Genomic DNA, 16,555 nt, shown 5'->3' with positions numbered 1-16,555 from the left:
GAATAGTTTTTAAGGAAATTTTGAGTGGTTGATTTAAGCAAGCTCATAGAAATCAATGAATTCTTCTTTCGCCCAGAAGATAGCATTTCTTGGCACTCTTCTTTATGGGGAGATTTAAATTTTAGTCTAGATGGTATTTTAGAGATAGAAGTCAATCAGCATAAGTTTATTACACCACCTAACTTTGGCTTATGGATTCCCCCAAAAATAGAACATTGCTGTATTTCTGTATACGATCAAATTACACATTTTATTTGTATTCGTATTCACCCTTCTATAGGACATAAAATTTCAACATCTGTAAAAACATTAAGTCTTCAACCATTTTTTCACTCTTTAGCAAAAGAGGCTCTAAGACTCAAAAAACAAAAAAAACTACATCAACAATACTGTCACCTACTACAAGTTATTTTTGATCAAATTTCTATGGCAGAAATTTATGACGAATATTTACCACAGACAAATCATCCAATTCTGCAGCCTATTTTTGAAGAGTTAGGCAAAGCAAAAAGATTACATGAATCTACCTCATGCATATTGGCAGAATATACGATCAGTGAAAGACATATTTTACGTATGACACAGCAAGAAATGAAGATTTCAATTCAAGAATGGCGTAACCGTGCGAAAATTTTATATGCAGTTTCACAACTTAAACAGAATATTTCTGTTAAAGAAATCAGCTATAAACTTGGATATAGACATTGTTCAAGTTTTATAGAATTTTTTAAGCGTTATACAGGCAAGACACCACGTAATATTTCTAGTATAAGTTAAATGTAAATACCAAATTTCACTTTAAAAATAGGAATTAACCATGACTCAATCAATATATAATATTCCTTTAAAAACGATTAAGGGCACGGAAACTAATCTCGAAAAATATAAAGGAAAAGTTTTAATTATTGTTAATACTGCTTCTAAATGTGGTCTAACACCCCAATATGAAGGCTTAGAAAAATTATATGAACAAAATAAAGAAAAAGATTTTGAAATTTTAGGCTTTCCTGCAAATAATTTTATGGAGCAAGAACCAGCTTCTGATGAAGAAATTGAACAATTTTGTTCGATTAACTATCAAGTAAGTTTTCCATTATTCTCAAAAATTTCTGTAGCAGGTGATAATAAGCATCCACTATATAACTACCTTATTAAAGCTGAACCACAACGTATAGGCGGTGAAGAGTTTGAGAAAAAATTGCATAGCTTTAATATCACAACAAACCCTATACCAGAAGTTTTATGGAACTTTGAGAAATTTATTATAGGTAAAGATGGTAAGGTTGCAGCACGCTTTTCACCAGATACTACTGCAAATAATCCAGAACTACTAAAAGTAGTAGAAACTGAACTTGCTAAATAGTTATAAAAAAACTACGTGTGGTGGATCTATGCCACTACACGTAAATCCTTAAATTAAATTTATGTTTCTGATTTGGAGCTAAAGAAGTTAATGGTAAAACATTACCTGTTTCCACACATATAAACTCTTTCCATGCATCATCACGCATATCAGCCAAACGTCTAGATTTTTCTATCCATGGATTCCATACTACAGCACTATTTGTATTTGCTTTTACATAAGTCAGCATCTCTATCTTTGAACTAATAGCAAAACTCCCTTCTGTTTTTGGGTATATACGATCAATTTCACTATTTATAACAATATCTTTTACTTGTTGTATTTCACATTTATTCTGATTTAACTGATCAATATATTCTGCATATTGTAAGCCTTCTACCTTGGTTGAAAAAATATCATCTACAGTAAAATAACTATGCCATGCAAATGCATAATCAAATGATTTATCACCTCTATTTTCTAATTCAAACTCTACACTTAAGCTTTGACCACAATGAATGGTTTGTATAAGTGAAAATTTGAATGGCCAAATCTCTCTCGTTTTTTCATTATCTACGAGCTCAAAGCTAAGGTAATGACCATCTTCATTTTCAACAATCTCTTTAAGTTCCCATAAAATATTTCTAGCAAAACCATGAGATGGATGACTATCACTAATAGGACTTTTACCAAACCATGGAAAGCATAAAGGAATTCCTCCACGAATTGCTTTATTTGGCTGATATTGATTTAAATCAGACAACCATAGTTTTTCAGATAAATCACCTGCTGTTTTTATCTTGTAAGAGAGTACCTGTGCCCCTTGAAAAGAAATAGTAGCCTCACAAAAATGATTTTCTATTTTCAAAACATCTAATGAACCACATTTTTGACTTTTTATATTCATACGATTTCAACTTTATATTATATGTTAAATAAAAAAAGCCACTCAAGTGAGTGGCCTTTTATAAATCATCAATTACATTGCACGATTCTTAATTTTACGAATCGTTTCAAGCTGTCCTGCAATCTCTGAAAGAGATGCCAACGCCGATGCTGCATCTAGATCACTCTTCTGATTTGCAAGCAATTGTTCAGCATTTTTACGTGCTTCTAATATTGCTGCTTCATCTAAGTTCTCTGCACGAGTTGCAGTATCTGCAAGTACAGTAACAACATGTGGTTGCACTTCTAAAACACCGCCAGATACGTAGACGATTTCTTCTTGGCCATTTTCCAAAATTACACGGATTGGGCCTGGTTGAAGTAAAGTAACAAGTGGCATATGGTTTGGCATAATACCCAACTCACCACCCGTACCTTTAGCAATCAGCATTGTTACTGCGCCAGAGTAAATTGACTCTTTTACACTTACAATATCACATTGCATAGTCGCCATGAGATTACCTCCGAAATATTAGAGTTTCTCAGCTTTAGCAATTGCTTCGTCAATACCACCAACCATATAGAACGCTTGTTCTGGGATGTGATCGTATTCACCAGCCAAGATACCTTTAAAGCCACGAATCGTATCTTTAAGTGGTACCAATTTACCAGGAGCACCAGTAAACACTTCAGCAACATGGAATGGCTGAGAGAAGAAACGCTGAATTTTACGCGCGCGATAAACAATACGTTTATCTTCTTCTGATAATTCATCCATACCAAGAATAGCAATAATATCTTTCAACTCTTTATAACGTTGAAGAACATTTTGCACTTCACGTGCAATACTATAGTGCTCTTGACCAACAACTAATGGATCTAACTGACGTGAAGTTGAGTCAAGTGGATCAATCGCTGGGTAAATACCTTGTGATGCAATATCACGGCTCAATACAACTGTTGCATCTAAGTGAGCAAATGTTGTTGCTGGCGATGGATCTGTTAAGTCATCGGCAGGAACATATACAGCTTGAATAGATGTAATCGAACCTGATTTAGTTGATGTAATACGCTCTTGTAGTACACCCATCTCTTCTGCAAGTGTTGGTTGGTAACCTACAGCAGATGGCATACGACCAAGTAACGCAGATACTTCAGTTCCCGCTAGTGTATAACGGTAGATATTATCTACGAACAAAAGAACATCACGGCCTTTACCGTTCTCATCTTTTTCGTCACGGAAGTATTCAGCCATTGTTAAGCCAGTTAAAGCAACACGTAAACGGTTACCTGGTGGCTCATTCATCTGACCGTAGACCATCGCTACTTTATCAAGAACGTTAGAGTCTTTCATTTCGTGATAGAAGTCATTTCCTTCACGCGTACGCTCACCAACACCAGCGAACACAGATAAACCACTGTGTGCTTTAGCGATGTTGTTGATCAACTCCATCATGTTTACAGTCTTACCAACACCGGCACCACCAAACAGACCAACTTTACCACCTTTTGCAAATGGGCAAAGTAAGTCAATGATTTTGATACCAGTTTCTAGAAGATCTGTAGAACCCGCTTGTTCAGCATAAGATGGTGCTTGGCGGTGAATAGCCCACTTCGCATCAGTCTCAACAGGACCAGCTTCATCTTGTGGACGGCCTAAAACGTCCATAATACGACCTAATGTACCTTTACCTACTGGTACAGAAATAGGTTCGCCTGTGTTCGTTACAGAAAGGCTACGTTTAAGACCTTCTGTAGAACCCATTGCAATTGTACGTACAACACCATCGCCTAGCTGTTGCTGAACTTCTAATGTAGTTTCAGTGCCATCAACATGGAGAGCGTCATAGATCTTAGGAACGCTATTGCGTTCAAACTCGACGTCGATAACCGCGCCGATGATCTGAATGATACGACCGCTACTCATTGCTGTCTCCTCAATTCAAATTTAATAGTGTTAAACGGCAGCGGCACCACCAACGATCTCAGAAATTTCCTGAGTAATCGCGGCTTGACGCAGCTTGTTGTAAATGAGCTGTAGATCTTTAATAATCTGACCTGCATTGTCTGTTGCTGCTTTCATTGCAACCATACGCGCAGACTGCTCACACGCAATGTTTTCAATTACGCCTTGATAAACTTTAGACTCAATATAGCGAACCAGTAAACCATTTAGCAATTGTTCTGCATCTGGTTCATACAGGTAGTCCCAACCATATTGACGGTTAAGATCTTCACCTTCTTTCGCTGGAGCCAAAGGAACAAGTTGTTCAACTTTTGGCTTCTGCGTCATTGCATTTACAAAACCGTTAGATACAAGATAAACACGATCTAATTCGCCTTTATCAAAAGCATCTAGCATGATTTGTACTGAGCCAGAAAGTTGTTCAAGTTCTGGTGCATCGCCAAGTTGTGTCGTTGCCCCAACCACTTTACCGCCGTAGTTTTTAAAAAACGAAACCGCTTTTTGACCAATTAAAGCAAATTGAACTTCAATTGATTGCTCTTGCTGTTTTTGCACATGCTGAACAACTTTTTTGAACAAGTTAATGTTCAAGCCACCTGCTAGACCACGATCTGAAGAAACGACGATGTATCCAACGCGTTTTACAGGACGATCTACCATATAACGGTGTTTATATTCAGGATTTGCTTGTACCAAGTGAGCAATAACACGGTGCATATTTTCGGCATACGGACGGCCTACAGCCATACGCTCTTGCGCACGACGCATTTTAGAAGCAGCCACCATTTGCATTGCACGCGTAATTTTTTGCGTGTTTTTAATGCTGGCTACTTTGGCGCGAATTTCTTTTAAATTTGCCATACGCTTAACCTAGTCGTCGAAAGCTCAATGAAGAGCCTTCGAAGGGTGATCCGTGAACCAAACTTAAATTTAAGCTCATGCTAAAAATTAATAAGTTTGAGTCGCTTTGAAGTTCTCTACACCTGCTTTAATTGCAGCTTCGATGTCTTTGTCATATTTACCAGTTTCATCAATTTGCTTCATTAAATCAGCATGTTCTGAACGGAAGTATGCAATTAATGCGATATCAAAGTCTACAATCTTGCTTACTTCTACGTCAGTCATATAACCTTCGTTTGAAGCATAGATAGAGATTGCTTGGTCCGCAATTGAATATGGAGCATATTGTTTTTGCTTCATTAATTCAGTTACGCGTTGACCATGCTCAAGCTGTTTACGTGTTGCTTCATCAAGATCTGAAGCAAACTGAGCAAATGCTGCAAGCTCACGATATTGAGCAAGTGCTGTACGAATACCACCAGAAAGTTTCTTAATGATTTTCGTTTGCGCAGAACCACCAACACGAGATACTGAAATACCAGCGTTCACAGCAGGACGAATACCTGAGTTAAACAATGATGTTTCTAAGAAGATCTGACCATCAGTAATCGAAATTACGTTTGTTGGTACAAATGCAGATACATCACCTGCTTGAGTCTCAATAATTGGTAGTGCAGTTAATGAACCAGTTTGGCCTTTAACTTCACCTTTAGTGAATTGCTCAACATAATCTGCAGATACACGAGAAGCACGTTCAAGAAGACGCGAGTGAAGATAGAACACATCACCTGGATATGCTTCACGACCTGGTGGACGACGAAGTAATAATGAAATTTGACGGTAAGCAACAGCTTGCTTAGACAAATCATCATAAATAATTAATGCGTCTTCACCACGATCACGGAAGTATTCACCCATTGTACAACCAGCATAAGGTGCTAGGTACTGCATTGCTGCTGGATCTGCTGCTGCTGCTGCAACAACAGTGGTATATTCCATTGCACCAGTTTCTTCTAGTTTACGTACAACGTTTGCAATTGTTGATTGTTTTTGACCAACAGCAACGTAGACACATTTAATACCAGAATTTTTCTGAGCGATGATCGCATCGATCGCCATTGCTGTTTTACCAGTTTGGCGGTCACCAATAATTAATTCACGTTGACCACGACCAACAGGAATCATGGTATCAACTGATTTATAACCAGTTTGAACAGGTTGATCTACGCTTTGACGCCAAATAACGCCCGGTGCTACTTTTTCAACAGCATCAGTTAATTTTGCGTTAAGAGGGCCTTTACCATCAATTGGGTTACCCAAAGCATCTACAACACGACCTAGAAGTTCAGGACCAACTGGAACTTCTAATACACGGCCTGTGCAACGTGCTTTTTGTCCTTCTTGAAGACCTAAGTAGTTACCTAAGACAACGGCACCCACTGAATCCTGTTCTAGGTTCAGTGCCATACCAAATAAGCCGCCGTCAAATTCGATCATTTCACCGTACATTGCATCAGCAAGACCGTGAATACGCACGATACCGTCGGACACCATAACAATGGTGCCTTCGTTTTTAGCGGTTACGCTGGTGTCCAGATCGCTGATACGCTGTTTAATGAGCGCACTGATCTCGGATGGATTCAGTTGTTGCATTGCGCTATTCCTCAATCTTTTATTAGTTCAGTCTTATTGCTGTTAAGCAAGAAGACGAGTCCGCATTTTTTCAAGCTTGCTAAGCGCAGAATCATCTATCACTTGATCGCCTGCATGAATCACAACCCCTGCAATTAATGCAGGATTAACTTCAACTGTTACTTGAACTTGTGCATTAAAACGCTTTACAAGCGCATGAGTAAGCAATTGTTCTTGTACAGCTGTTAATGGAAATGCCGATTCAATGACCACATCCACTATATTGTTATTTTGTGATTTTAGCGCTTCATACTCATCTGCAACTTCAGGCAATAATGACAAACGGTCATTTTCAGCCAGAAGTACGATAAAGTTCGATAGTGCTTCTGACTGTTGCTCACCTAATACTTGCGTAAAAAGCTTCACCTTCTCTTGTGGAGAAAGTTCAGGGCGATTTAAATAAGCGGAAAATGCTTCATCTTGCACCGCAGCACTGAGCAGTTGTAATGCATTAGACCAAATGTCAGTTGCACTTTGCTCAGAAGCATAAGCAAATGCTGCTTTAGCGTACGGGCGTGCCAACGTCAAGAGTTCAGCCATATTTCGCCTCTCTTATAGTTTCGCAGCCAGCTGAGTCAGCATGGCATTGTGGGCATTTGCATCAACTTGTTGGCTAAGAATTTTCTCTGCACCATCTACTGCTAACGCAGCAACTTGTTGACGTAATTCTTCACGAGCAGAGTTGATTTCTTGATCAACAGACTCTTGAGCTTGTTGACGAATGCGCTCACCTTCTGCCGCTGCTTGAGCACGAGCCTCTTCAATCAATTGTGCTGAACGACGATTTGCCTGTTCAATCAATTGAGCTGCTTGTGCTTTTGCTGCATCTAGCTCATTTTTTACTTGCGCTTGAGCATCTGCAAGATCTTCTTTCGCTTTTTCAGCAGCATTTAAGCCATCAGCGATACGACGCTGACGCTCACTAATCGCATTGATTAGTGGTGGCCAAACAAATTTCATGCAAAATGCGACAAACATCGCAAATGCAATCGCTTGACCAATCAATGTGAGGTTGATATTCATTGCAATTCCTCAAATAGTTGTTTCGGAATTAAACGGATTAACCTGCAACAAATGGATTTGCGAAGATGAAGAATAAACCAATACCAACGCCGATCATAGGTACAGCATCAAGAAGACCTGCAATTAAGAACATACGAGTTTGAAGTTGTGGTGCAAGCTCAGGTTGACGAGCAACTGCTTCTAAAAAGCGACCACCTAAAAGACCAAAACCAATCGCAGTACCTAAAGCACCGAAAGCGATTAAAATAGCAGATGCAATCGCAACTAGACCTAAAGTGAGTTCCATGAAAAATTCCTCAGAGGTTTATAAATTACGCCTAACCCTTGTTTGTTAGGCAATACCATTAATGTTTTTCGCTTGCCATGCTCAAGTAAACGATTGTAAGCATCATAAAAATAAATGCTTGCAAAGTAATTACAAGAATGTGGAAGATCGCCCAAGGCACAGACAACGCCCATTGAATCCAAAACGGTAGTAACGCGATTAAGATGAAAATAAGTTCACCTGCATACATGTTACCAAAGAGTCGAAGTGCCAATGAAACTGGTCGTGCTAGGAAAGTTACTAATTCTAGAATTAAATTCACAGGAATTAATAACGCTTTAGCAATAGGATTACTTGGGTTAAATGGGTTCAGTGCAAGCTCACCTACAAAACCACCCACACCTTTTTCACGAATACTGTAAAATAGGATTAAAACAAATACAGATAACGACATACCTAAAGTAATGTTAGGATCTGTAGATGGAACAACCTTAAAGTACACATGATGTGGATCCATGCCAAATACGTTTGAACCGATGATTTGTGCTAGATGTGGAATCCAGTCAACAGGAATCAAATCCATTGTATTCATGAGGAAAATCCACACGAAAATCGTCAATGAAAGTGGCGCAATTAAACGTGACTTACCATGAAAGGTGTCGCGAACACTTGAGTCAACAAACTCGATAACCATTTCTATAGCAGCTTGAAACTTTGTAGGTACACCAGAATTAGCAACTCTAGCAACTGATCCAAAAATCAAGCAAAAAATGATACCAAGAGCAATTGACCAACCCATTGAGTCCAAGTGAATAGCAGAAAACCCCATTTGATGAGCTTCATTTGCATTCTCAGCCAATTTCCATGTACCGTCTGGCATTTTGCCATAGGTCAAATTGGTCAAGTGATGCTTGATATACTCGGTCGAAGTAAGGGCATGTTCTTCAGCAGCCATAAATCACACCTGGTCAATGTCAATCATAAAAAGAGAAATGAATACCGCGTGCTGCTTGGTATCTCATCTCTCTATAATAATATTCAATTTTTGATTTATTCTACACTCGTTTTTTTTGTTGTCTGGAAACCAAAATTGGCGCAACCCACGACATCGATTGAACAAGTATAAAACCACAGAACAATGCGACCGGTGACAGCGGTTTAACATTGTTTAATATCAAAAAAAAGCCAATAATCATAATTGCGAACTTACCCATCATGCCTTTATACATGTTAGATAAAACTTGTCGAGAAGCACGCGCACCTGCGACACGAAAAGACTGCCAAGAAAAATAACAAGTCATTAGCAAACAAACAAATGCACCTAGTGCCATGCTTTTTGCTACTGTTATATCTTTCACAACCCACGCAATTAGAGCTAAAAGTGGCACCATTATTGCCTGTAGAGCAATCAGAGCTTTTGCCAACCGACGATCTATCAGACGATTTACAGTAGCCACGAGTACTCATTTATCAGATTAATGCTTGACACGTTTAACTCACGATTATTTTTAATCGAAAGCATTATAGATGCGCCCCCCTAAACATGCAATCGTTTCCGAGCCTTCAGAACACCTTTTTAGTAAAAACAAGAGTTTTTTAATTTACCATTAAGTTAAATAAGCTCTAAATTAGTTGTGTGCACTTTGTACACAATCTTGTACTTTAGTCGCAAGATCACGCCAAGCAGCAATAAACTGTGTTTCACCCGCTAAACTTTCTTCCACAGGTTCAAATTGCACTGGTTGTAACTTTTGGTATTGATTGCTACTCGCCTCGCCTTCGGCAAGTAAACACATACGATGATACGGACGATGATCATTTAAATATTTAATTTGAGAAACAGTTGGCGGTACATGAGGATCAGGTGTAAGTACACCAGCTATCTCTAAGTTCAATGAGCGCTCTAAATAATGGTATGCATCATGATATGTCCAATACTGCATAGGAGCTTTATAGCGACCAAACTTATTTGTTTCTGCATAAAGACGTTTAGAGAAATCGCGTGCATTTGCCCAATATTGATCTTTATGCTCAGGATGTTGTTTAGATCTTAGCGCCGCAATGAAAAATGCAATGCGTACAGCATTATTGGGTTCTAGCCATACATGTGTATCTACCGCATTCGGTATAGGTTTCCCTTTTAAATCACGTAAAGGCAATACCTGAAGTACACCTGAGTTTAATAACGATACAGCATTCGGATTATTAGATAGTAGTTTATCTAAAGGTGCCTCATGTGCTTTACCCAACCAAATAACAAGCTCAGCATCTTGAATCGCTTTACGATTCTCTGGTGTAAGTTGAACGTCATGCCCTGACTGATTACCTAAAAGTAGTTCAGGCTGCTCGATTCCTTTAGTAACTTCTTCAGCAATTAAATACAATGGATGTATAGATACGACAAGTCCTTTTGCCCATAACATACTGCTACACAAACAGAGTGCTGTAATCGTTATTAAACGTTTCATCATTTGAGTTATCTCTGCAATTAATAAAAGTGTTATAATATAACAACAACCGTTATACTATAACACTAAGAAGAAACATGCTAAAATACCTGATTGCATTCTGCAGCTAAATTTTTATTTTAGGTGGTATATTTATGGCTTCATGTACACATTCTCATGATAACTCAGTTCATGGCGTTCATGATCATGGAGACTTAACTACACGCTTAGAAGATGCAGAAAACCTATGTATTGCACAAAATGCACGTCTTACACCTTTACGTAAAGAAGTCCTTAATCTAATTTTAAAAGCAACTGGACCTATTGGTGCTTACGATATACTTGCACAAATCAAAAATACATCCGATAAACCCGCTGCACCACCTACAGTATACCGTAGTCTAGATTTTTTACTCGATATGGGCTTAATTCATCGCTTAAGTTCAATTAATGCATTTATTCCTTGCTGCCATCCAAGAGAGGGGCATCAAGCTGCTTTTTTAATTTGCTCAAGTTGTAAGTCTGTAAAGGAAGCATCTGCGGACAATGTTTTAAAGCAACTTGCAACACTTGCTACATCAGATGATTTCAATATCCACCATACAACGATCGAAATATCTGGGAAGTGTCAGCAGTGCAGTCAGTAACCACTCCCCTACTCCTGTCATTAAAGCAGATTAATGTCAAAATTGATGATCGTGATATTTTAAAACAGATCGATTTTGATCTACATAAAAATGAAATTGTGACATTAATTGGACCTAACGGCGCAGGAAAATCGACACTTATTAAAGTATTATTAGGCATACTTAAACCCAATAGTGGAAAAATTTCTCAGACAACGAAATTAAAGTTTTCTTATGTTCCACAGAAGTTTAACCCTTCTCACAGTTTACCTTTACGCGTTAAAGATTTGCTTGCCTTAGAACCTTGTGATACTAAAACTAAAGAACAGATTATTGAAGAAACTGGAATTCTAAAACTCCAAGATTCAAAAGTACAGCAACTCTCTGGTGGAGAACGTCAGCGTGTTTTACTTGCACGTGCATTACTTAGAAAACCTGACGTACTTGTTCTAGATGAACCAATGCAAGGCTTAGACATTCAGTCTGAAGCTGAACTCTACGAGTATGTGCGCAATGTACCTGAGCGATATCAATGTGCCGTACTTATGGTTTCTCATGATTTACAATGGGTGATGCAAGGCACAAACCGCGTTGTTTGTCTAAATAAGCATATTTGTTGTAGTGGGTTACCTGAAAATGTACAGCAACATCCTGAATATCAGGCTATTTTCGGTACTCAGCGTGCGCTTTACCATCATCATCACGATCATTGTGCCCATGGTGATATACCAACGACAACATGTGAACATGAGCAACATCCCCATATTCACCCAGAGCCGGAAGTCTAACGCATGATGGAATGGTTACAGCTTTTACTCCCCGCATGGGTAATGGGCTTCTTACTTATATTCTTAACCGCACCACTTGGATGTCTTATGCTCTGGCGACGTATGTCGTTTTTTGCAGATACAATGGCGCATGGCACACTACTCGGCGTAGCTGTCGCAGGTATTTTTCAGCTTCCACTGTGGATTGGTGTCTCTTTACTTGCATTTTTACTTGTTGCCTTACTTTGGGTCTTACACGATAAGCGTTTACCCAATGATGCATTGCTTGCTTTATGTTCAGCAACACTACTGTGTAGCGGACTATTGCTCATTCAGCAACTGCCTGCTCTGCGACCAGAACTGTTAAGTTATTTGTTTGGCGATTTACTTACAATCAGCTGGTCTGAACTTCCGCTATTTGGCCTGATTATTTTAATTGCCATTACTATCTTACGCCTTTTCTGGACAGCGCAAATTCAAATTGCCATTGATCCTGACATTGCAATGAGTGAAGGCATTAGTGCAAACAAACAACGCCTTGTCTTTATGGTACTTCTCGCGATATTTACTGTACTTGCTCTACGCGCTGTTGGTTCACTACTTATGGGTGCATTACTTGTCATTCCACCACTTACCGCCCGTTTAATTGCTCACTCTCCCAAACAAATGGTCATTCTTGCATTTATTTTAGGGCAAGTTGCTCTTGCGATTGGCTTATGGTCGAGTGCATTACTCAATATCGCAACAGGATTAAGCATTGTACTAACCATGTCTTTGCTATTTTGCTTCGTATTTGGTTTTCAAAAACTGAAACATCTCTTTGCTTAAAAGAAAAACCCCTTATAGAAAGGGGTTTTCGATTTCTTTAGCATCTTCAATTTTTATTTTTTCTGGTAAGTCTTTTTCTTTCTCAAGTGTTGCAACCAGATCATTCAATAAACTTTGTAATATTTTTGCAGCTTTAAGACCTTCTTGATCTTTTGTAAGCTGTAAATTTCCATAAATATTCACACGATCTGCACCATTTTCTAAGGTTAGATCATAAATTGATGATGACTCATCACCTTCAAACGGTTTAAACATTTTATTATCCTCTATTATTGTATGACTGATCATAGCCTATTAAGTTTTCAACATTTTTAAAATAAACTCTAATATTGTCGGTAGCAATTGTTTTATAAACTGTAAAATACGATCCTTAATATTGCCTACAACACTCCCACTATTTCCTGTTCGACCTTCGGCATGAAATAATTTTTGTGTCGCTTGTATATCTGCTTCAGAAACGTGATCTGCACATTCACTCTTCGCATCCCAACTTAAATAACTTGCTTTCTGTGCTGGCTTAACCTCTCCTCCCATTAAAGGTAAGTTATATACCTTTCTTTTTGTACTTTCATTTAAAGTTGGAAATAAATTAATTCCTGTTAAGTCTTCAATTTCACAGACACTTACCACATGAACATCTAGAGAGTTATTATTTGGCGCATAATATGCACCAATTACACCAGTCTGAGGGTAATAAACTGCTTTAAATACTGCAGAAGGAACAAATACACCATTTCCTATCGTTGAAAGTTTTCGACCTGAGAAGATAGGGCCAGTAATGACATAAGCATCATGTTTTTGCTTCGTTACTGTCGAGCGTGTCGCTTCTTCTAATTTGCGCCAAATATCCTGATTATTTTTTGGTGCTTGCGGAACCATATTTGCTAAAGAAAAACTATCAGCTTGTGACAGCATATCAGGCATATCACCATTTGGTGACATATGCCCTCGGTCAAAACCTGAACCTTTATAATCTCTTAACGTTGCACGAAACTCAGAACTAACTCTATCTTCTTCATGAAAGCTATCCTGACGTTTAATCTTATGACTTAAACGCTCAACAGTTAAATGTTCTGCACTCCATAAAGGTGTCTTTGATGTTCCAGAATACATCACATTAAAACCATGAAAGCATAAAGCTGTCGTATTCTTTTTCAGACTATCTCTAACTAAATAAGGTGGTGTATCTTTATAAAACTCATTAAGACAAGAAGAGTTGCTCCAAAAGCTTGTTGCCGCATGTGCAGTCTGATACGGCGAAAGTGTTGCTATACCTAATATTACACCACAGCTTAAACTAGAAAATGCTAAAGAGGCTTTCTTATAACTGATTAAATCTTTCATATTTTATTCAAAAAAATACCCTGTAATGAGATTAGCAAGCTCACTATAGAAAGTATATTCAAGACCATTCAATTGCCTATACATTGAACAAATTTAAAAAGCATCAAAATATGAACTCTATTTGATATTTTTTATACAATACTACTATGGAAAACTTATCAATATTACCAATACTAGATTGATTCTAAATAAAATATATGCGAATGTAATTTTGTTATAGTTTATACAACTTTTTTGAATTGGAATTTTATGATGCGCAATATCATAACGACAATTGGGTTAGTGATGGGAATTTTTACAACAGCGACTGCATTTGCAGAACCTGCTGTTGAGCTGGGCCAAACACTAGAAAGTCTCTCTCAAACACAAGTTTCTACAACTGTAAATGGGCAACCGGGTTCTCTCAAGAACCTTCTTCAAAGTGGTCAATATACATTGGTTTCACCTGATAACAATGTACAGCAAGCACCAAATGAAAATAATGAACAGACTCCACCGCCTGCTCAAAATGGCATGTAGTCACTAAATAAAAAACCGAGCAGTTGCTCGGTTTTTTATATTTTAGATTTCGATTTGGCTTCCCATTTCGACAACCCGATTTGTCGGAATAAGATAAAAGTCACTCACAGGACTAGTATTGCGATACATCGAAATAAAGAGCTTTTCTCTCCAAGGTGCCATGCCATCTCCAACCGTATGAATTAATCGATCTCTTGAGATAAAGAAACTCATATGCATCATGTCAAACTCAAAACCAAGTTCTTTATATGCTTGACCTAAAGCAAGGGGAATATCTGGCTGATCTTTAAAACCGTAGTACATAAAAATACGGTAGAAATGATCATTCATTTTCTCCACATGTAAACGGTCTTTATCTTGAACGTATGGAACATCCTGCGTAATCACCGTCACCATAATATTGCGCTCATGAAGCACTTTATTGTGTTTAATATTATGCAGCATTGCATGCGGAACAATATTTGGCGTTCCTGTTAAAAATACAGCTTCACCCGGCACATATTTTGTATCATTGCTCACACTAACACTTTTAATAAATAGCTCTAATGGAAGCGCATCTTTTTCTAGTCTTTGAATTACAATCTCTCGACCATTTTTCCATGTCATTAATATTGTGAATACAACGAATCCAATGACAATTGGAACCCAGCCACCAGCCAAAATTTTCACTGAGGTTGAAGAAACAAAAATAATGTCTATAAACAAAAATGGGATCGTAAAGCCTGCAATTTTCCACCAAGGCCATTGCCATCCACTATGAGCATATGCAGTAACTAAGATCGTACTACACAGCATAGTCATTGTTACGGCAATACCATATGCTGCCGCTAAGTTAGCACTGTTATGAAAGAGTAAAATTAGAATTAATACTGAAACGTATAAAATCCAGTTAATGAATGGCAGATAAATTTGCCCTTGCTCCACATCAGATGTATGGTGCACCGTCAAACGTGGTAAGTAGCGTAGCTGTATTGCTTGATTCGCCATTGAAAATACGCCTGTAATTACTGCTTGAGAAGCAATAACTGCTGCCGCAGTTGCAAGTATAATCATTGGGAATAAGCCCCACTGAGGCACTAACAAATAAAATGGGTTAGATATAGCACTGCCATCTCTTAAAAGTAATGCACCTTGACCTGCATAATTCAACAGCAAACATGGGCAAACAATAATGAACCATGCCAAACGAATAGGTTGGCGACCAAAATGCCCCATATCGGCATAAAGTGCCTCACCACCTGTGAGGGTAAGCACAACTGCGCCCATGGTTAAGAAAGCAACTTTAGGCTCATTTGCAACAAAGTGAATTGCCCAATATGGATTCACTAAAGTCAGCACATACGGTGTTTGAATAATACTCCAAACACCTAATACTCCAATTGAGATAAACCATATTAAAGTAATTGGGCCAAAGAGCTTTCCCATTGTGCCTGTACCATGACGCTGAATCATAAATAACGCCGTTAAGATACCAAGAGCAATTGGCATAAGCCATTGGTTAAAACTTGGTGTAACAATACTTAACCCCTCAACTGCAGAAAGTACTGAAACAGCAGGAGTAATAATACCATCACCAAAAAATAGAGAAGCACCAATAAACCCTAAAGCAATTAAGAACATTTTCTTATTTTTGTCTATTCGTTTAGAGCGTAGATTCAAAGCGAGTAATGACATAATGCCACCCTCTCCATTATTATCTGCTCTCATAATAAAGGTCACATACTTAACACTAATTGTTAGCATCATTGACCAAAATACCAATGACAAAACACCCATCACAGTAGATTGACTTATAGATATATGAGCAGCTATAAAGCACTCTCGAATTGCATATAATGGACTGGTTCCAATATCACCAAACACGACGCCCAAGGCAGCCAATGTAAGTGCTTGTATAGATGGTTTTACCGTTGAATTTTGCATAAAAAAACTACATGTTCTTCGCATATATGGCGAATATTAGCACTAAGTTAAGCCTTTTGCTTTAAATCTTATATTTCAGCTTGGCAGG

The 16,555-nt window shown here is 38.1% G+C and carries 20 protein-coding genes; 6 read left to right on the top strand and 14 right to left on the bottom strand.

All coding sequences use genetic code 11. The features are described 5' to 3' along the window. The first annotated feature begins 24 nt into the window (after positions 1-24). Together AC1MPL_RS02825 and AC1MPL_RS02820 are read left to right on the top strand one after the other, a co-directional pair. Positions 25-777: an AraC family transcriptional regulator gene (locus tag AC1MPL_RS02825; protein WP_479764078.1), complete on the top strand. Its 753-nt coding sequence runs from the start codon at positions 25-27 to the stop codon at positions 775-777. Positions 778-817: 40 nt separating this feature from the next. Then, positions 818-1,363, top strand: coding sequence for a glutathione peroxidase (locus AC1MPL_RS02820; protein WP_479764076.1), 546 nt, complete (start codon positions 818-820; stop codon positions 1,361-1,363). A gap of 34 nt (positions 1,364-1,397) precedes the next feature. Here the strand turns inward: AC1MPL_RS02820 and AC1MPL_RS02815 are convergent, their stop codons facing one another. The 11 genes from AC1MPL_RS02815 to AC1MPL_RS02765 form a co-directional block, all read right to left on the bottom strand. Further along, positions 1,398-2,249, bottom strand: coding sequence for a D-hexose-6-phosphate mutarotase (locus AC1MPL_RS02815; RefSeq protein WP_479764074.1), 852 nt, complete (start codon positions 2,247-2,249; stop codon positions 1,398-1,400). A 72-nt stretch (positions 2,250-2,321) separates the two neighbouring features. Continuing rightward, a complete protein-coding gene (locus AC1MPL_RS02810) occupies positions 2,322-2,741 on the bottom strand; it encodes a F0F1 ATP synthase subunit epsilon (RefSeq protein WP_479764072.1) in 420 nt (139 codons plus the stop codon). 18 nt (positions 2,742-2,759) lie between these two features. Continuing rightward, complete coding sequence (atpD, locus tag AC1MPL_RS02805; protein WP_479764070.1) at positions 2,760-4,154, bottom strand: F0F1 ATP synthase subunit beta; 1,395 nt, start codon at positions 4,152-4,154, stop codon at positions 2,760-2,762. 30 nt (positions 4,155-4,184) lie between these two features. Beyond that, entirely contained in the window at positions 4,185-5,054 is an 870-nt protein-coding gene (gene atpG / locus AC1MPL_RS02800; protein ID WP_479764068.1) for a F0F1 ATP synthase subunit gamma, read from the bottom strand. An 87-nt stretch (positions 5,055-5,141) separates the two neighbouring features. Next, entirely contained in the window at positions 5,142-6,686 is a 1,545-nt protein-coding gene (gene atpA, locus AC1MPL_RS02795) for a F0F1 ATP synthase subunit alpha (protein ID WP_479764066.1), read from the bottom strand. A 42-nt stretch (positions 6,687-6,728) separates the two neighbouring features. Beyond that, positions 6,729-7,265, bottom strand: coding sequence for a F0F1 ATP synthase subunit delta (locus tag AC1MPL_RS02790; RefSeq protein WP_479764064.1), 537 nt, complete (start codon positions 7,263-7,265; stop codon positions 6,729-6,731). Between the two features lie 12 nt (positions 7,266-7,277). Further along, on the bottom strand, positions 7,278-7,748 hold the full coding sequence (locus AC1MPL_RS02785) for a F0F1 ATP synthase subunit B (protein WP_479764063.1): 471 nt from the start codon (positions 7,746-7,748) through the stop codon (positions 7,278-7,280). 37 nt (positions 7,749-7,785) lie between these two features. After that, a complete protein-coding gene (gene atpE, locus AC1MPL_RS02780) occupies positions 7,786-8,034 on the bottom strand; it encodes a F0F1 ATP synthase subunit C (RefSeq protein WP_479764061.1) in 249 nt (82 codons plus the stop codon). 58 nt (positions 8,035-8,092) lie between these two features. Next, a complete protein-coding gene (atpB, locus tag AC1MPL_RS02775) occupies positions 8,093-8,968 on the bottom strand; it encodes a F0F1 ATP synthase subunit A (protein ID WP_479764059.1) in 876 nt (291 codons plus the stop codon). Between the two features lie 100 nt (positions 8,969-9,068). After that, positions 9,069-9,470: an ATP synthase subunit I gene (locus AC1MPL_RS02770; protein ID WP_479764057.1), complete on the bottom strand. Its 402-nt coding sequence runs from the start codon at positions 9,468-9,470 to the stop codon at positions 9,069-9,071. Positions 9,471-9,641: 171 nt separating this feature from the next. Then, the gene (locus AC1MPL_RS02765; RefSeq protein ID WP_479766138.1) at positions 9,642-10,481 is read right to left on the bottom strand and encodes a metal ABC transporter solute-binding protein, Zn/Mn family; all 840 of its coding nucleotides are present in this window, start codon (positions 10,479-10,481) and stop codon (positions 9,642-9,644) included. A gap of 134 nt (positions 10,482-10,615) precedes the next feature. Here AC1MPL_RS02765 and AC1MPL_RS02760 point away from each other — a divergent pair, with 134 nt between their 5' ends. The 3 genes from AC1MPL_RS02760 to znuB are packed head-to-tail and all read left to right on the top strand — an operon-like array spanning position 10,616 to position 12,681. Next, on the top strand, positions 10,616-11,107 hold the full coding sequence (locus AC1MPL_RS02760) for a transcriptional repressor (RefSeq protein ID WP_479764056.1): 492 nt from the start codon (positions 10,616-10,618) through the stop codon (positions 11,105-11,107). Then, positions 11,086-11,874, top strand: a complete 789-nt coding sequence (znuC, locus tag AC1MPL_RS02755; protein ID WP_479764054.1) for a zinc ABC transporter ATP-binding protein ZnuC — start codon at positions 11,086-11,088, stop codon at positions 11,872-11,874. The genes AC1MPL_RS02760 and znuC overlap by 22 nt, the downstream gene beginning before the upstream one ends. Positions 11,875-11,877: 3 nt before the next feature. After that, positions 11,878-12,681 (top strand): zinc ABC transporter permease subunit ZnuB, encoded by an 804-nt coding sequence (gene znuB, locus AC1MPL_RS02750; protein WP_479764052.1) that lies wholly within the window; start codon positions 11,878-11,880, stop codon positions 12,679-12,681. Between the two features lie 12 nt (positions 12,682-12,693). Here znuB and AC1MPL_RS02745 read toward each other — a convergent pair whose 3' ends face one another. Together AC1MPL_RS02745 and AC1MPL_RS02740 are read right to left on the bottom strand one after the other, a co-directional pair. Further along, on the bottom strand, positions 12,694-12,936 hold the full coding sequence (locus AC1MPL_RS02745; protein ID WP_479764050.1) for a hypothetical protein: 243 nt from the start codon (positions 12,934-12,936) through the stop codon (positions 12,694-12,696). A gap of 39 nt (positions 12,937-12,975) precedes the next feature. Continuing rightward, positions 12,976-14,025 (bottom strand): DNA/RNA non-specific endonuclease, encoded by a 1,050-nt coding sequence (locus AC1MPL_RS02740; protein ID WP_479764048.1) that lies wholly within the window; start codon positions 14,023-14,025, stop codon positions 12,976-12,978. A 252-nt stretch (positions 14,026-14,277) separates the two neighbouring features. Between AC1MPL_RS02740 and AC1MPL_RS02735 the strand changes: the two genes are divergently transcribed. Continuing rightward, positions 14,278-14,544, top strand: a complete 267-nt coding sequence (locus AC1MPL_RS02735) for a hypothetical protein (RefSeq protein WP_479764046.1) — start codon at positions 14,278-14,280, stop codon at positions 14,542-14,544. A gap of 42 nt (positions 14,545-14,586) precedes the next feature. On the opposite strand, the gene AC1MPL_RS02730 is transcribed toward AC1MPL_RS02735, so the two are convergent. Further along, positions 14,587-16,467, bottom strand: a complete 1,881-nt coding sequence (locus AC1MPL_RS02730; protein WP_479764044.1) for a potassium transporter Kup — start codon at positions 16,465-16,467, stop codon at positions 14,587-14,589. Positions 16,468-16,555: the final 88 nt, after the last annotated feature.

Source organism: Acinetobacter sp. N1-1 (assembly GCF_056711485.1).
Note: the sequence above shows the minus strand (reverse complement) of the source record. Positions and strands in the feature narration are given on the sequence as shown.

Excerpts from the sequence above, each read along its gene's own strand:
- znuB (WP_479764052.1), top strand. The coding sequence starts at position 11,878 with ATGATGGAATGGTTACAGCTTTTACTCCCCGCATGGGTAATGGGCTTC.
- atpE (WP_479764061.1), bottom strand. The coding sequence starts at position 8,034 with ATGGAACTCACTTTAGGTCTAGTTGCGATTGCATCTGCTATTTTAATC.
- atpG (WP_479764068.1), bottom strand. The coding sequence starts at position 5,054 with ATGGCAAATTTAAAAGAAATTCGCGCCAAAGTAGCCAGCATTAAAAAC.
- AC1MPL_RS02735 (WP_479764046.1), top strand. The coding sequence starts at position 14,278 with ATGCGCAATATCATAACGACAATTGGGTTAGTGATGGGAATTTTTACA.
- AC1MPL_RS02765 (WP_479766138.1), bottom strand. The coding sequence starts at position 10,481 with ATGAAACGTTTAATAACGATTACAGCACTCTGTTTGTGTAGCAGTATG.
- AC1MPL_RS02785 (WP_479764063.1), bottom strand. The coding sequence starts at position 7,748 with ATGAATATCAACCTCACATTGATTGGTCAAGCGATTGCATTTGCGATG.
- AC1MPL_RS02760 (WP_479764056.1), top strand. The coding sequence starts at position 10,616 with ATGGCTTCATGTACACATTCTCATGATAACTCAGTTCATGGCGTTCAT.
- AC1MPL_RS02820 (WP_479764076.1), top strand. The coding sequence starts at position 818 with ATGACTCAATCAATATATAATATTCCTTTAAAAACGATTAAGGGCACG.
- AC1MPL_RS02810 (WP_479764072.1), bottom strand. The coding sequence starts at position 2,741 with ATGGCGACTATGCAATGTGATATTGTAAGTGTAAAAGAGTCAATTTAC.
- atpD (WP_479764070.1), bottom strand. The coding sequence starts at position 4,154 with ATGAGTAGCGGTCGTATCATTCAGATCATCGGCGCGGTTATCGACGTC.
- AC1MPL_RS02740 (WP_479764048.1), bottom strand. The coding sequence starts at position 14,025 with ATGAAAGATTTAATCAGTTATAAGAAAGCCTCTTTAGCATTTTCTAGT.
- atpA (WP_479764066.1), bottom strand. The coding sequence starts at position 6,686 with ATGCAACAACTGAATCCATCCGAGATCAGTGCGCTCATTAAACAGCGT.
- AC1MPL_RS02745 (WP_479764050.1), bottom strand. The coding sequence starts at position 12,936 with ATGTTTAAACCGTTTGAAGGTGATGAGTCATCATCAATTTATGATCTA.
- AC1MPL_RS02815 (WP_479764074.1), bottom strand. The coding sequence starts at position 2,249 with ATGAATATAAAAAGTCAAAAATGTGGTTCATTAGATGTTTTGAAAATA.
- AC1MPL_RS02790 (WP_479764064.1), bottom strand. The coding sequence starts at position 7,265 with ATGGCTGAACTCTTGACGTTGGCACGCCCGTACGCTAAAGCAGCATTT.
- AC1MPL_RS02730 (WP_479764044.1), bottom strand. The coding sequence starts at position 16,467 with ATGCAAAATTCAACGGTAAAACCATCTATACAAGCACTTACATTGGCT.
- atpB (WP_479764059.1), bottom strand. The coding sequence starts at position 8,968 with ATGGCTGCTGAAGAACATGCCCTTACTTCGACCGAGTATATCAAGCAT.